18 protein-coding genes and 1 pseudogene are annotated in these 14,915 nt (G+C 41.0%); 12 read left to right on the plus strand and 7 right to left on the minus strand.

The window, feature by feature from the left end:
* The first annotated feature begins 8 nt into the window (after positions 1–8).
* From F0361_RS08105 to F0361_RS08130, 6 genes are all read left to right on the plus strand, one after another.
* On the plus strand, positions 9–269 hold the full coding sequence (locus F0361_RS08105; protein ID WP_154917966.1) for a hypothetical protein: 261 nt from the start codon (positions 9–11) through the stop codon (positions 267–269).
* The gene (pnuC, locus tag F0361_RS08110) at positions 253–885 is read left to right on the plus strand and encodes a nicotinamide riboside transporter PnuC (RefSeq protein ID WP_154917967.1); all 633 of its coding nucleotides are present in this window, start codon (positions 253–255) and stop codon (positions 883–885) included. The genes F0361_RS08105 and pnuC overlap by 17 nt, the downstream gene beginning before the upstream one ends.
* Complete coding sequence (locus tag F0361_RS08115) at positions 846–1,409, plus strand: AAA family ATPase (RefSeq protein ID WP_154917968.1); 564 nt, start codon at positions 846–848, stop codon at positions 1,407–1,409. The genes pnuC and F0361_RS08115 overlap by 40 nt, the downstream gene beginning before the upstream one ends.
* Positions 1,406–2,944: a DUF4301 family protein gene (locus F0361_RS08120; protein WP_154917969.1), complete on the plus strand. Its 1,539-nt coding sequence runs from the start codon at positions 1,406–1,408 to the stop codon at positions 2,942–2,944. Before F0361_RS08115 ends, F0361_RS08120 begins: the two co-directional genes overlap by 4 nt.
* Before the next feature lie 224 nt (positions 2,945–3,168).
* Complete coding sequence (locus tag F0361_RS08125) at positions 3,169–3,477, plus strand: hypothetical protein (RefSeq protein ID WP_154917970.1); 309 nt, start codon at positions 3,169–3,171, stop codon at positions 3,475–3,477.
* 659 nt (positions 3,478–4,136) lie between these two features.
* Positions 4,137–6,317 (plus strand): TonB-dependent receptor, encoded by a 2,181-nt coding sequence (locus F0361_RS08130; protein ID WP_154917971.1) that lies wholly within the window; start codon positions 4,137–4,139, stop codon positions 6,315–6,317.
* A gap of 93 nt (positions 6,318–6,410) precedes the next feature.
* Here the strand turns inward: F0361_RS08130 and F0361_RS08135 are convergent, their stop codons facing one another.
* On the minus strand, positions 6,411–6,848 hold the full coding sequence (locus tag F0361_RS08135) for a Rieske (2Fe-2S) protein (protein WP_170257979.1): 438 nt from the start codon (positions 6,846–6,848) through the stop codon (positions 6,411–6,413).
* A 133-nt stretch (positions 6,849–6,981) separates the two neighbouring features.
* Here F0361_RS08135 and greA point away from each other — a divergent pair, with 133 nt between their 5' ends.
* Together greA and F0361_RS08145 are read left to right on the plus strand one after the other, a co-directional pair.
* Positions 6,982–7,458, plus strand: a complete 477-nt coding sequence (gene greA / locus F0361_RS08140; RefSeq protein WP_138256923.1) for a transcription elongation factor GreA — start codon at positions 6,982–6,984, stop codon at positions 7,456–7,458.
* Between the two features lie 508 nt (positions 7,459–7,966).
* Positions 7,967–8,356, plus strand: a complete 390-nt coding sequence (locus F0361_RS08145) for an HIT family protein (protein WP_154917972.1) — start codon at positions 7,967–7,969, stop codon at positions 8,354–8,356.
* Here F0361_RS08145 and F0361_RS08150 read toward each other — a convergent pair.
* Together F0361_RS08150 and F0361_RS08155 are read right to left on the minus strand one after the other, a co-directional pair.
* The gene (locus F0361_RS08150; RefSeq protein WP_138256925.1) at positions 8,346–8,702 is read right to left on the minus strand and encodes a hypothetical protein; all 357 of its coding nucleotides are present in this window, start codon (positions 8,700–8,702) and stop codon (positions 8,346–8,348) included. The genes F0361_RS08145 and F0361_RS08150 overlap by 11 nt on opposite strands.
* A gap of 2 nt (positions 8,703–8,704) precedes the next feature.
* Entirely contained in the window at positions 8,705–9,853 is a 1,149-nt protein-coding gene (locus F0361_RS08155; protein WP_138256926.1) for a sensor histidine kinase, read from the minus strand.
* Between the two features lie 126 nt (positions 9,854–9,979).
* On the opposite strand from F0361_RS08155, the gene F0361_RS08160 reads away from it, so the two are divergent.
* A complete protein-coding gene (locus F0361_RS08160; RefSeq protein WP_154917973.1) occupies positions 9,980–10,354 on the plus strand; it encodes a DUF3127 domain-containing protein in 375 nt (124 codons plus the stop codon).
* A 144-nt stretch (positions 10,355–10,498) separates the two neighbouring features.
* On the plus strand, positions 10,499–11,134 hold the full coding sequence (gene aat, locus F0361_RS08165) for a leucyl/phenylalanyl-tRNA--protein transferase (protein WP_154918534.1): 636 nt from the start codon (positions 10,499–10,501) through the stop codon (positions 11,132–11,134).
* On the opposite strand, the gene F0361_RS08170 is transcribed toward aat, so the two are convergent.
* The 4 genes from F0361_RS08170 to F0361_RS08185 form a co-directional block, all read right to left on the minus strand.
* Positions 11,123–11,815, minus strand: a complete 693-nt coding sequence (locus tag F0361_RS08170; protein WP_154917974.1) for a DUF2490 domain-containing protein — start codon at positions 11,813–11,815, stop codon at positions 11,123–11,125. The genes aat and F0361_RS08170 overlap by 12 nt on opposite strands.
* The gene (locus F0361_RS08175; RefSeq protein ID WP_154917975.1) at positions 11,802–12,383 is read right to left on the minus strand and encodes a hypothetical protein; all 582 of its coding nucleotides are present in this window, start codon (positions 12,381–12,383) and stop codon (positions 11,802–11,804) included. Before F0361_RS08175 ends, F0361_RS08170 begins: the two co-directional genes overlap by 14 nt.
* Positions 12,370–12,948 (minus strand): DNA-3-methyladenine glycosylase I, encoded by a 579-nt coding sequence (locus F0361_RS08180; protein WP_154917976.1) that lies wholly within the window; start codon positions 12,946–12,948, stop codon positions 12,370–12,372. The genes F0361_RS08175 and F0361_RS08180 overlap by 14 nt, the downstream gene beginning before the upstream one ends.
* A 124-nt stretch (positions 12,949–13,072) precedes the next feature.
* Entirely contained in the window at positions 13,073–13,450 is a 378-nt protein-coding gene (locus tag F0361_RS08185; protein WP_138256931.1) for a hypothetical protein, read from the minus strand.
* Between the two features lie 246 nt (positions 13,451–13,696).
* Here F0361_RS08185 and F0361_RS08190 point away from each other — a divergent pair, with 246 nt between their 5' ends.
* A complete protein-coding gene (locus tag F0361_RS08190; protein ID WP_138256932.1) occupies positions 13,697–14,380 on the plus strand; it encodes a TetR/AcrR family transcriptional regulator in 684 nt (227 codons plus the stop codon).
* A pseudogene (locus tag F0361_RS08195) lies at positions 14,373–14,915 on the plus strand (ABC transporter ATP-binding protein); the annotation flags it as partial. The gene F0361_RS08190 and the pseudogene F0361_RS08195, both read left to right, overlap by 8 nt.

Raw genomic sequence — 14,915 nt, forward strand, 5'->3', positions numbered from 1 at the left:
CAATTTATATGGACATATCCGTAGAACTTACTTTTTCCCCATTACAGGACGATTTTGAGGAACATATCATCAATTTAATCAAAAACCTTAGAAATTCCGGACTAGTCGTTTTGGAAAATCCCTTAAGTACGCAGGTTTTCGGACCCTATGATACCGTTATGGATGTGCTGAAGACCGAGGTAAAAATTGCCTTTGAACTCATGGACAAGGGCTTGATGTACATGAAATTGGTAAAGTCCGACAGAAGCGCCTATGAGCCCCATTTTTGATTTTTTCCTTGGGCCCTACCGGGATAAGGAGACCTTTATCATAGTCATTGAAGCCATTGTCTTCGTAACCGGCATTTTAAGTGTTTGGTACGCCAAGAAGGAAAATATTTGGGTGTACCCAACGGGTTTGGTCGCTACGGTCCTCACTGTGTATCTTTTATATAGGGACCGATTGCTGGGCGATATGATGATGAACTTCTATTTTTCGGTCATGAGCGTTTACGGTTGGTGGAATTGGGCCAGGACCAAGAACGATAAAAAGATTGTCCAGATTTCAAGGACCAATGCCAGGGAAAAGAGCATCGGTTTTGGACTTTTTCTGCTCACCATGGTCGTTACCTATATCGTATATCGAATTTTTGATGTGGAGGTGGGTCCATCGAACTATATCGATATTATCACATCGGGCATTTTCTTCACTGGAATGTGGTATATGGCACTTAAAAAACTGGAGAATTGGACGCTCTGGATTTTGGCGGATGTCATTACCGTTCCACTTTATGCCTACAGGGGTTGGGGTATGCTTTCCTTGCAATATCTTATATTTACCATCTTGGCTATCCAAGGCTATTTTGAATGGAAGAAAAGTATAGACAACAACCTTCAAGCATCCTAAAAGTAGTGCTTTTTGGGCCTGAATCCACTGGAAAGACGACTTTGTCCCAACAATTGGCCAAACATTATAATACGGTTTGGGTGCCGGAATATGCGCGGGAGTACCTACAGAACAAATGGGACAACGAACGTAAAAACTGTGAACCGGAAGACCTCTTGCCCATTGCTGAAGGTCAAATGCGACTAGAAAACCAACTGACCAAAAAAGCAACTGAAATTCTTATTTGCGATACGGATCTCTTGGAAACCAAAGTATATTCAGAGGCCTATTACGTTGGGGATTGTGACCCTTTATTGGAAAAGTTTGCCTTGGAAAACACCTACGACCTTTATTTGCTCACCTATATAGATACACCATGGGAAGCGGACGACCTTAGGGACAAACCCAACGAGAGGGAACAAATGTTCGAATATTTTAGGGCGACGTTGGAAAAGTATCATCGCAATTTTAGTATCTTAAAAGGGAATAAAAAAGAGCGCCTAAAGCGTGCAGTTGAACTCATAGATAATTTACGCAGAAAATGATAGCACTATCGGAACAGGATATGAAACAAATGGCAAACAAGGGGATTGCCAAGGAAAAAGTGGAGGACCAAATCAACACATTTAAGGAAGGAATTCCCTTTGTGGATTTGCAAAGTGCCGCCGTTGTTGGTAACGGGATTCTTCGTTTCACGGAGGGGGAAGAAAGGGAGTTGATCGATTATTACGAATCCAATGTTAGGGACTTGGATATACTTAAGTTCGTGCCGGCCTCCGGTGCCGCCTCCAGAATGTTCAAGGCACTTTTTTCCTATTTGGACGCTTATGATCCCGGCAAGGAATCCTTAGAGACCTATTTGGAACGTACGGGTGATAGGGATATCAAAAAGCTTTCCGAAGGTTTGGAACAAATGCCCTTTTATAGAAAGGTCATGGACAGGCTTCCCAATAGTTTTAATTCTGAAGGGGAAAAGGTCTATTTGTTCGTAAAGGAACTATTAGGCGAGGATGCGTTGAATTATGGATTTTATCCCAAAGGATTATTGCCATTTCATAAATATGAAGAAAATACGGCGACACCTTTTGAGGAACACCTAAAGGAAGGTGCGCTGTATGCAAGTTCCTCCAACGGCAGTAAACTGCACTTTACGATATCCGAACAGCATGAAGAAATGTTCCAGACAGAATTGGATCAGGTTGGGGAAAGGGTTTCCAAAGAAACGGGGATAAACTATACCGTGGATTATTCGTTTCAGAAACCTTCAACGGATACCATTGCCGTAGATATGAACAATGAACCCTTTCGGAATCCGGATGGCACCGTTTTGTTCAGACCAGGTGGGCACGGTGCCTTGATAGAGAATTTAAATGAACAGGATGCCGACGTTATTTTCATAAAGAATATCGATAACGTGGCCGTAATGCAGGATGCAAAAGCGGTCGCGGACAGCAAAAAGACCTTGGCAGGTGTCCTGCTGAAAGTCCAGAAAAAAGCTTTTGAATATGCTAAAATGCTAGATGAGGGAAGTGTCTCCGAAAAAGAACTGGATATAATAAGGGTTTTCTTATCCGAAGAACTGAATGTAAAATTTTCGATGGATTTCCATAGTCTATCCAATACGGAAAAGACGCATGTTTTAAAATCCAAAATCAATAGGCCCATCCGCATTTGTGGTATGGTGAAAAACGAAGGCGAACCGGGTGGCGGTCCGTTTTGGATAAAAAATGCCGATGGTGAGATTTCATTACAGATAATAGAATCTGCCCAAATCGATATGTATAACCCAAAGCAAGTGGACATTCTACAAAATTCGACCCACTTCAATCCGGTGGACTTGGTCTGTGGTATTCGCGACTATAAAGGGAACAAATACAATCTCCTGGATTTTGTCGATCCAAAACAGGGCTTCATCACTGGTAAGACCATGAATGGCAAAGAATTAAAGGCTTTGGAGCTTCCGGGATTATGGAACGGTGCCATGGCGCACTGGAATACCATTTTCGTAGAAGTTCCATTGGTAACCTTCAATCCGGTGAAGACGGTTTTGGATCTTTTAAAGGATTCGCATCAAGCTTAAAATAACCAAGAAGTAAGTTTAAAAAGTATGTACTTGTTACGCACTTTTTTTATCTCAAAGAACATAAGTCTTAACATAATGAATAATGCCCATGTTTTTTTTAGACATACTGGGTATAACCTCTTTTTGCGTTAAAAAAAAAGTAAAGTTTTATAGTCAAACATCCAACTCGGCAATGACCCCGTAAATAAAAGTAAGTACGAATCATTAACAAAAAATATCTAATGAAAAAGTATATCCTATTTAGCATAGTGGTTTTTGCAACGATAATGAGCGCCCATGCATATTCCTACCAAATGGGAAAAGTTTCAAAAATTGAAATGGTAAACGACGATTATGAAAGAATTCCGTCTAGTGAGTTGACCCCCGCCGTAGTGGAAGAAATTTTAAAGGAATATCCAACATCAAAGTTGGGAGCGGCCTATAGAAATTCTAAAGGAATATTTAAGTTGGTCATGGTATTAAAAAGTGGTACCAGGCGTACGGTCTATATTGATCCTTATGGAAATTGGATTACGAATAAGAAGAGATGAAGAATACTGTATTAATCGATTTATAAAAGGCTGCCATGGCAGCCTTTTTTATTTACGTATGAAGGTTTTCTTTTCAAGGATTATTGGCAAAATAAAAAAAAACACTTCGTAAATTATTGATTTTCAAACAACAAAAATAAACGTTTCACTTTTTATTTTTTGGTAAGGTGACCTCAGGGCTAAAAGTGTGTCCTATAAGATGTAAAGAAATTTAAGAACCCTCGAAAGTCAAACACTAACCGTTAACTGTAAAGGGGCCATTAAGTTTCAGGACGATTCAACAAAAACAGGCTATTACAAATTGTGGTAGTTGTGTTTTGGGAGTTTTCATAAGGTTTTGGTTGTTGTACCCTAGTTTTGGTCCTGAAATTGATCTTGATGGTGGTAAAGGGAGCTGGACAGTCGGCTCCCTTTTTTATTGGGCCAATTTTTTTGTTGTCCCATATCGATTTATTGAATCAAGCGGTGTATTTTTGCGCCATCTCAAAGGGGTGCCGAATCCTAACAAGGAGGAAGCTGAGATTATACCCAATGAACCTGGGCAGGTAATGCTGCCAAGGGATGGCAATCGCCACATTAGGATTATCAAGGTCCTTAGTTGGACAAAATTCATGTTTAATTTAGAATAATAGCCCCTTTTATTCGTAACACTTTTACGAATGAAAAACTCTATGTTCGCAACAATGGCCTTTTTGGGCCTAACCATGGGCGCTTACGCCCAACAACAACCAATGGAAACAGATTCCCTTGAAGGGAAGAAAGTAATACTGGACGAGGTCTTTGTCTCAGCGGTACGTGTTACCAAGGAGTCCCCGGTGACCTTTTCAAATTTGACAAAGGAAGAAATCAAGCCCAGAAATTTGGGTCAGGATATTCCTATTTTAATGAACTTTTTGCCTTCGGTGGTCACTACCTCAGATGCAGGGGCCGGAGTAGGCTACACCGGTATACGGGTACGGGGCAGCGATGCCACAAGGGTAAATGTAACGATCAACGGTATCCCTTACAACGATGCGGAATCGCAGGGAACGTTTTGGGTGAACATGCCCGATTTTGCCTCCTCTACCGAGAGTCTGCAGTTACAGCGCGGCGTGGGAACTTCCACCAATGGGGCCGGAGCCTTTGGTGCCAGTCTCAATTTGTTGACCGATGGATTTTCCGAAGATGCCTATGCGCAAGTTTCTTCCTCGTATGGCAGTTTCAATACGTTTAGACGGAATATCAAATTCAGCACGGGTCTCCTAAACGATAGGGTGGAAATTTCCGGGAGGCTTTCACGTATAAATTCCGATGGGTATATCGATAGGGCAAAATCAGATCTGGATTCCTATTTTTTACAAGGTGCCTATAAAGACGATAATACCCTTATCAAAGCCCTGCTTTTTGGCGGTCATGAAATCACCTACCAAGCTTGGTACGGTATCGATGCGGAGACTCTACGGACGGACCGCACCTTTAATCCTTCGGGAATTTATACGGACGAAAATGGAAACATTCAATTCTATGAAAACGAGGTAGACGACTACAAACAGGACCATGCCCAGCTGTTGTGGAACGAACGCTTGTCCGATTCGTGGAGTACCAACATCGCCTTGCACTATACCCGGGGGCGGGGATTTTTTGAGCAGTTTAGGGAAGACGATGTTTTTGAAACCTATGGTTTTGAACCCCTCAACGTGAACGGGGAAGAAGTGAATACTACCGATCTGATCCGCCGACGTTGGTTGGACAATGATTTTTACGGAACGGTCTTTTCCGCAACCTATAACAAGGAAAACCTGAACCTGATATTTGGAGGGGGATGGAACAACTATGTGGGCGACCATTTCGGGGAAGTCATTTGGGCAAGGTTCGCCAGCAATAGCGACTATAGTGACCGCTATTATGATGACACCTCCAAAAAGTCGGATTTCAACATCTATTCCAAGGCAAATTACAAGCTGAACGACCATTGGTCACTTTATGGAGATCTGCAGTACAGAGCGGTGGGGTATCGGGCCAATGGCGAGGACACGGGTTTGGTTGATGATACCTTCAACTTTTTCAATCCCAAAGCGGGGGTTACCTATGATCTTAATCGGAACAATAATTTCTATTTCTCCTATGCCCGTGCCAACAGGGAACCCAACAGGAACGACTATGAAAATGGTAGCCCAAGACCGGAAAAATTGGACGATTGGGAATTGGGATGGCGCTACATTTCTCCAGATGTTCAACTGAACACGAACCTGTACTATATGAAGTATCTGGACCAATTGGTGTTGACAGGTGAATTGAACGATGTTGGGGCCCCGCTAAGGGCCAATGTTGGGGATAGCTATCGGCTAGGATTGGAGGTTGACGCTCAGGTACGATTAGGCACTAAAGTTACGTGGGCACCTAATATTACGTTGAGTGCCAATAAAAACAGGGATTTTCTGTTCCAAAGGGACGGGGTACTGCAAAATTTGGGGAATACCAACATCGCCTATTCGCCAAATATCATAGCTGGAAACCTGATAACCTACAGTCCGGTGGAAGCATTGCAAATTTCCTTGCTGTCCAAATATGTGGGCAAACAGTATATGGGCAATATAGATGCGGAAAGTTCCATTTTGGATGCCTACACCCAAACCGACCTGAATTTTCAGTACGAAATTCCGTTCAATGGGTTTCTGAAGAGCATCGTGTTTTCTGGGTTGGTAAATAACCTGTTCGATGCGGATATTGTATCGAATGGCTATTTCTTCACGTTCGATGATGACTTTTCGAATCCTGGTGTCATTACCACTGTAGAAGGTGCCGGATTTTATCCACAGGCAGGCATCAACTTTTTGTTGGGTGCCACGGTGAATTTTTAATCGAAATAAGCGTATTTAAAGAAGAAACAGATTGAAAATCAAGACCCCAAAGGTTTTCAAAACCTTTGGGGTCTTATTTGTAAAAAAAGAACCTTAATTCGTAACAGTAACAGTATTGCCCCCAAAACTCGTTCTATATTCCAACATGTCATAATAGCGATTGCCATCATCCGGCCTGTTGAGCATCTGTCCCGTAAAAAGACTGTATTCATAGTCCTCGCAGGAGCAGGTCGCTACCTGACCGTTCAAGGTCATGGTGGAACATTCGTTGGGCGCATGGTTGGGGCAACTGGCCTCAAAGGCTCTGAACTGGTTAAATCCGGCATTAATTATAAAAACCCCACGGGTACCCACGCCATCCTGTGTTACCAAGACCGCACTCCCCGTATTGGTCAAGGGGTTGAAAAGGGGGAGATTAAGGTTGGCATCGAACCTAAAATTGATTTCCTGTAGAAACGGGTTTCGGTTTGTGGTGCTGTTGTCGCAGGCCAGAAAAAAAAGAAAAAGAATAAGAAGGGATACGCGTTTCATGCTGTAAGAATGTTTGGGGATTCGATACTTAAATTTGTACAAAATTATATATATTTGTGGGAAATCCTCTCTAAAAAAGTCATGGGTATATGGCTGTTATAGAGGATTTTGCTATTTATAAAACGATGAACTAATGAGTAACGTATCTTATTACACTGCTGAGGGACTTAAAAAGTTAAAAGAGGAATTGAATTACCTGAGGGACGTGGAGCGGCCCAAGGCTTCCCAGGCCATTGCCGATGCGCGGGATAAAGGGGATTTGTCCGAAAATGCCGAATATGATGCCGCCAAGGAGGCCCAGGGCCTGCTGGAAATGAAGATTTCCAAAATGGAGGCGACCTTGGCAAATGCAAGACTCATAGATGAATCCCAGTTGGATACCTCAAAAGTCTTGGTTTTGTCCACCGTGAAGCTCAAGAACCAGACCAACGGTATGGAAATGAAATATAAATTGGTTGCCGAAAGCGAGGCCGATTTAAAATCCGGGAAAATATCCGTGAACTCGCCTATTGGAAAAGGGTTGTTGGGAAAAAGCGTGGGTGAAGTGGCGGAAATATCCGTACCCAACGGCACCATGAAATTCGATATTCTGGAAATTACACGGGAATAGTAGTTTCCATATACCATAATTTGAATCCCATCATGGCAACCATGGTGGGATTTTTGTTTTGGTAAATGCTATTGTGGAAGTTTATGGAGAACTAGTTTAGTGGCTCAAAGGAAATACTATGCTGTTCTTTTGGTATCTTTTATGAACATTAGAAAATAAGTATCTTACACTTAAAATGGGAATAAAGTAACTTGTTACTATACTCTTTGTTGTTCATTTTCATTCATTTAGGGGAGTTTTAGTTCCGTTTTAGACTGATCATACACGCAATGTATACATCAATATAAAACGGAAATCTTGAAGAAAAGAGACCTTGTCATTGTCTTATGGCAAACTATCCGTAGTTTTTATTCCTAATTTTAGGAGAAAATAAAATTAAAAAAAACTACGACCAACACGCGTTATGATCAATGGCCCAAAAGCATGAGCCTGAAAAAGGACCACAGATCATAGCGCCATCGTTAAAAGTTAAATTAAACTATCATACTTTTATTTAAGAATTAAAACCATGGCAACCCTATTCACTAAAATCATCAACGGAGAAATCCCATGCTACAAAGTTGCGGAGGATGAAAATTTCTTGGCATTTTTGGATATCAACCCAAATGCAACAGGCCATACCTTATGCACCCCCAAGGTGGAGGTAGACAAAATTCTGGACTTGGACGAGGCTACCTATTTGGGGCTTATGGCGTTTTCTAGAAAGGTTGGAAAGGCTCTTGAAAAGGCCGTGGAATGTAAACGGGTGGGGATAACGGTCATTGGCTTGGAAGTACCGCACGTGCACGTACATTTGATTCCTTTGAACTCCATGCAGGACGCTACCTTTCAAAAAAAGGTGAAACTATCGGAAGAGGAATTCAAGCAAGTAGCCGAAGCGATCGCTGCTAAACTTTGATTGTTCCTCCCAAAAAGAAGTACACCCCAATACCCACAATCGCGATCATCAGCAAAAGGATTATAAAAAATAGGAAGGTGGGTTTGGTGGATTTCTTTTCGGGCACGACCGTCTTTTGATAATAATCGAACAGACGCTCTATATCATCGGTCCATTTAACGGGATAGATCATCGAGCTACATTTTCTGCAGACAATCTGGTTGCTTATTTCGTTCGTTGTTTTGTGGAAAAAACGTCCGTAGGTATGTTTTTGATAAAAGGTCAACTTTAGGTCCTGGTTAAAACACTCCGGACAGTTATTGGTCAAGTCCGCTTCCTTGATTACTTTCAGTTTTTCCTTTGCCATGACTATTGGTGTACTTTAAGCGTAATTTGCATGATGGTTCCCTCTTTGCCAGAGGAGAGTACCTTTATCTTACCGTTATGATATTCCTCCACGATTCGTTTAACGAGGGATAGCCCTAAGCCCCATCCTCGTTTTTTTGTGGTCACGCCGGGGTTAAAAATAGTATTAAAATTACTTTTGGGGATTCCATGACCGGTATCGGCCACGAGAATATTCACATATTTTCCGTTGGGAACGATCTCTATGGCGATGCTTCCCTTGCCTTTCATCGCATCGATGCCATTCTTCACCAAGTTCTCAATGGTCCAATTATACAGCGACCTGTTCAATAAAACCTGGGCATTCTCCACTTTTGAGTTGAAGGAAAAATGGATAAGCTTTGAACTCCGCCTTTTAAGGTAGTCATAGGCGTTCCTGGTTTCAACGACAATGTCGCTCGCATCCAGTTTTGGAAGGGAGCCAATTTTTGAGAACCGTTCCGTGATGGTCTGCAATCGGGCAATATCCTTCTCTATTTCCTTGGTGATGTCCGGATTGATATTTTCGGTTTTCAACAGTTCGTTCCATCCTAGCAATGAGGAAAGTGGGGTGCCTATTTGATGCGCAGTTTCCTTCGCCATGCCCGCCCATAATTTGTTCTGTTCCGATGCCTTGTTCGTTTTGAACAGGAAATAGATTACCGCCCCAAATAGCAGAATGATGAGAAGTAAGGCAATAGGATAAAACTTCAATTTGTTTAAGACTTCAGAATTTCCATAATAGAGCGTGGCCAAATGTTCGCCCTGCTGATCAATGGAAATGGGTACGTTCTCGTCCTGGAACTGCCTTAGTTTTTTCGAAATGTAAAGGGAATCCTTGGCCAGTTCCGTGGGTATATTGTTCGTTCTAATGGAGCTGTCCTTATTGATAAGGATCATGGGCGTTGATGTATTGTTTTGGAAAACCTTTAAATGCAGGCTGCCCAAATCAACATCCTCCGCAGATTGTAGGAATTCTGATTGGGCCGTGGCCCAAATCTCCATCTTTAGACGTTCCTCTTCCTTAAAGGTCTTAAAAAAGCTATTAGTATTCCAGAGTATCAGGCTCACAACGATAAAGGAGCCAACAACTAGGAATATATTGGACATCTTGTTTTTAGGACTAAAATTCATCCAGAAATTTTGTACTACTAAAGATAACCCAAAATGCGATTATTTGTTGTGTATTGATTGTCCTACAGTTTTATTCCCCGTTCATTTTGTTTATTTTTGATTTCTGTTTATTAAAAGAGCATTAAGATGGAAATAGAAGGAAAGGTAAAATTGATTGGGGATACCCAAACATTTGGTAATAACGGTTTTAGAAAGCGTGAAGTTGTAGTCACTACAGACGAGCAATATCCCCAACATCTTATGGTTGAGTTTGTACAGGACAAATGTGATTTGTTGAACAACTACAAGGTTGGACAGGATGTAAAGATCAGTATCAATCTAAGAGGTAGGGAATGGACAAATCCCCAAGGCGAAACCAAATATTTCAATTCCATTCAAGGCTGGAGAATTGAAAACCTGACACCTTCCCAACCGGAAGGAATGCCTCCAGTACCGCCCATGGAAGCCTTTGAGCCTGCCGACAGTCTTAACGAGGAGGACCATGACGATCTACCTTTTTAAGTAGATTTACGAAAGCTATTTTTTAAAATTACTTCGATATACGGGAACTTGTTCGACCTGAAAAGGTTAAACAAGTTTTCGCCTTTTTGGTCTATTGTGTAATTTGAAAAAAAAGAATTTATAGTGCAGCGAGGACAAAATGCTATTTATTTTTTGGACCAGGAACTGTATTTTCCACCTGTAGAGAAGGCAAATTCAGAAGGCTTATTGGCCGTTGGCGGCGACCTTTCCCCGGAAAGATTGCTACTGGCCTATAGCAGTGGAATTTTTCCTTGGTTCAACGAGGATTCCCTGATTTTGTGGTGGAGCCCAGATCCCAGAATGGTACTTTACCCGGAAGAGATACGTATTTCAAAAAGCATGCGAAAGGTTATTAAATCCGATAATTTTAGTGTTACCGTAAACACCTGTTTTGAAAGCGTGGTTGAAAACTGCGCGTCCATTGTACGGGAAGGGCAAAACGGAACGTGGATTACCCGGGAAATGAAATCGGCCTACCTCAAATTACATGAAAGGGGAATTGCCAAATCCTACGAGGTATGGGAAGAGGGCAGTCTGGTAGGGGGTCTTTACGGGGTAGATTTGGGCTATATTTTTTGTGGTGAGAGTATGTTCAGTAAAGTTTCGAACGCCTCAAAGGTCGCCTTTATCCGGCTGACACAGGATTTACAGCAACAGGGCTACAAGCTTATAGATTGTCAATTGTACACAGATCACCTGGCAAGTTTGGGGGCAAGGGAAATCTCTAGGGAATCCTTTTTGGAACAATTAAAGGCTTAGCACAAGTTCTGTTAAAAGGAACAGTTCGTATTCTGTACTCCCAGTGTAGTTTTCCGCTCGGTATTCACCTCCTATTTGTAATTTGGTCGTTGGAGTAAGCACCCATCCCAGTTTGGGTGTAAATCTTTGGTCATATTCCGGGGTCATGGATCTGCCCACGCTTAAAAGGGATTCTGTAGAGATTACCAAATAAGGTTCGCCAACATCCAGTTTTTCGCCCATCAAAGGGAAATCGGCCGCAAACCGATACCGAAATCTATGTACTGTATTATCACTGGTAATCCTTTGTTCCGTTCTAAATCGGTTTCCGTACCGGATACTTCCATTTTTAAAGGTGGCGTTGAACTGTTGGGTGAGCCGAAGTTCATTGTTGGCGTTGTTGTCAAAGGAATTTCGGATCCTATATTTTATGCCAAAACCAACACTTTGGTTGTCCCTTGTTTTAAGATTGGAAAAATGGTTAATGTCCATTTGCCGGACCGTAAGTTGAACATCGGAGTCCCTATAAAGAAAGGACCGGTTTTCAATTGAAAAGTTGTGGGAATAATTGGACGTTACATCATAATTCAGGGCCACCTGTGGATTCCAATAGCCCGTAAGGTTGTCCTGGGCCAAGTTTACGAAAGGGGCCATAAAAACAATCAGAACAAGTAGTATGGAAATGCGTTTAATACAGGACATGGTCGTAGTTGGGAGGTAGGGACTTTCTCATTTTCTTAAAACTACCGTCGGACCCAAAAAGCAGCTCGTAGTCAAAGTACTCCTTGTCCTTTTTTCCCGCTACGATGAATTCATAGTTTATGCTGGGCAGTATCAGGTTTTGAAACGCATTCCGAATCGTTTTCTCCGTAGGCTCTTCTTTGGAAATAGGATATTGCTGTTGAATTCTTTTGATACGATACTTTGTAAAGGAATTATCGAGATATTTCAATATTATTTTCATGGAGTCCGATGGAATATCCACTTCTTTGATCAGTATTTCCACATCCTCCAAGGTTCCATCTTCATCAAACTCAACGCTGTACCATAACCTATCCTTTTTGAACTTTGCCTCATAACTGATCTTGGTACTGTCTGTTTCCCTGTAGAACCGGATTCTTTTGGCATCGTCTAACGTGTCATCGATAAGGTCCATTGCCGTTGAAGGAAATTGGCTTTTCCTGATCCGGTATTCCCGTTCATATTTATTTTGGGCGTTCACAAAACATCCAATAAGAATCAATAATGTAAGTAAACTATAGCTCTTCATATCTAAAACAACTTTTTTCGTGGTCGTTGACCATCCCGGTAGCTTGCATCATGGCATAGACCATGGTACTTCCAACGAATTTGAAGCCCCTTTTTTTGAGGTCTTTGCTAATGGTATCCGAAAGCGGTGTCGTCCCAGGGGCCTCCTTGTAATTTTCAACCTGGTTTTTAACGGGTTTGTTGGCTACGAACCCCCAATAATAATTACTAAAACTTCCAAATTCCGCTTGTATTTTCATAAATGCAAGGGCATTGGAAACAGTGGCATATACCTTCAGTTTGTTTCTTATGATACCTTGATTTTCTAAAAGTTCGTTTATTTTATCTTGATTGTACCGGGCTATTTTTTTATAGTCGAAATTATCCAGGGCAATCCTGAAATTTTCACGCTTTCTTAAAACGGTGATCCAACTGAGCCCGGCTTGAAATGTTTCCAATATGAGAAACTCGAATAAAGTGGCATCATCCCTAACCGGAACTCCCCATTCCATGTCGTGATAGGCCTGGTATAAGGCATCTCCCAAACACCACCCACACCTTTTTACTTCTTTTTTATCACTGTACATATCAAAAATACATGAGGGACAAAAGTAAAAAATCCCGCCACAAGTATTTTTGCGGCAGGACTTTTGTTTTTATTACCTTTTAAAATATGTGTAGTAAACAAATACTACCTTATTTAAAGCAGGACTAATTGTTCGCTACGGTGGTTTTGCTTCTCAAATCAAGATATTCCAATTCTCCTGCTTCCAAGGCTTTCGCCATATCGGCCTTTACAAATTTATAGGAGTTAAAGAATTTCTTGCCATCAACGGCCGTAAGTTGGACCATGTCATCCTCCATTACCTTTACCACTTTGACCTTTACATCATCCAGGCTTTTGTAATTGGCAACGCCACCACGTTTTATGATGAAATTTGCCCTTGGAAAATGAATATGGTCAAAAGGTAGGTTCGTACTTTTTTGTATGGTAAAAATATCCCCAACCTTAACGTCGGCAGATTCGGTTTGTCCAAAAACACCAAATGACACTAAAAACAATGTTAAAAATGATACTAAATGTTTCATAATACAATCAATTTAAGGTTCACAAATTAGGTTGTTAAAACAGTTTATTTTCCATGAACTATATGAAATTCGAAATTATAAACTTTTCAAATTATCATATCCATAAAATAACACCTGTTATTTCTTATTTCAAAAATAAAAGATCCAATTATCATAAAAGCATTACTTCTGTTAAAAAAAGTTAAACTTTTATTTTGTAATAGTATTGCTATTATATTCGCCAGTAATAACTATTAAAATTATGGAATGGAAGAGCTGTTTCAAGGTGTAAAAATTCGTGTGAACGATAAGTTATTTGTCAAAGACCCGGAATCGTCTGAGCTTGGGAAGTCCATTGTAAAGATGAGTATCGTTATGATGGGAGAGCTTGGATTCGAAAAATTCAATTTTAGAAAATTGGGCGAAAGAATAGGTTCCAATGAGAGTTCCATTTATCGCTACTTTGAGAACAAGCACAAGCTTTTATTGTATCTCACTTCATGGTACTGGGGATGGATGGAATACCAACTTGTTTTTGCTACCCATAACATTCCAAAGCCTGGCGAAAAACTGACCAAGGCCATTTATATGATCTCCAGGGAAATCACGGAGGACTCCAATTTTTCCCATATCAATGAGGTTCTTCTAAATAGAATCGTCATTAACGAGTATTCAAAATCCTACTTGACCAAAGAGGTGGACGAGGAAGATAAGGAAGGTTATTTTGCCAGCTATAAGAGATTGGCAAAAAGGTTAAGTGAAATGATAAAGCAGTACAATCCAAGCTACAAGTACCCATCCAGTTTGGCGAGTACCATATTAGGAGGTGCCCTGCACCAACACTTCTTAAAAGATCATTTTTCATCGATGACGGATTGTGGTGATGAAGTTACACCTACAGAATATTTGACCGACCTAGTCTTTAACGTTTTAAATCACACTAATGGCTAAAAAAATAATTACCGCATGGCAACGCTTAATAAGGATGCTAAAATTGGACAAAAAGGATGTCCGCCAAGTATTTTATTATGCAATTTTTGCCGGTTTGGTCAGTTTGACCTTGCCTTTGGGAATACAGGCCATAATCAATTTGATTCAGGGGGCACAGGTAACTACCTCCTGGATTATCCTCGTGATTTTGGTAACCTTGGGCGTGGCATTTCAAGGAGCGCTCCAATTGATGCAGATACGTATCATTGAAAATATCCAACAAAAAATATTTACTAGAAGTTCCTTTGAATTTGCCTATCGTTTTCCAAAGATAAAAATGTCAGAACTACGTAATTTATATCCACCGGAACTGGCCAACCGTTTTTTCGATACACTGAACATACAAAAAGGAATTTCAAAATTATTGATTGACTTTCCCACAGCATTACTTCAAATTATTTTCGGTCTATTGCTGTTAAGTCTTTATCATCCGTTTTTTATCGCCTACGGAATTCTATTGTTGGGTTTGATCTATGTGGTCTTTAAGTACACCATT

The sequence above is a fragment of the Maribacter flavus genome (assembly GCF_008386635.1).
GTDB classification, from domain to species: domain Bacteria; phylum Bacteroidota; class Bacteroidia; order Flavobacteriales; family Flavobacteriaceae; genus Maribacter; species Maribacter flavus.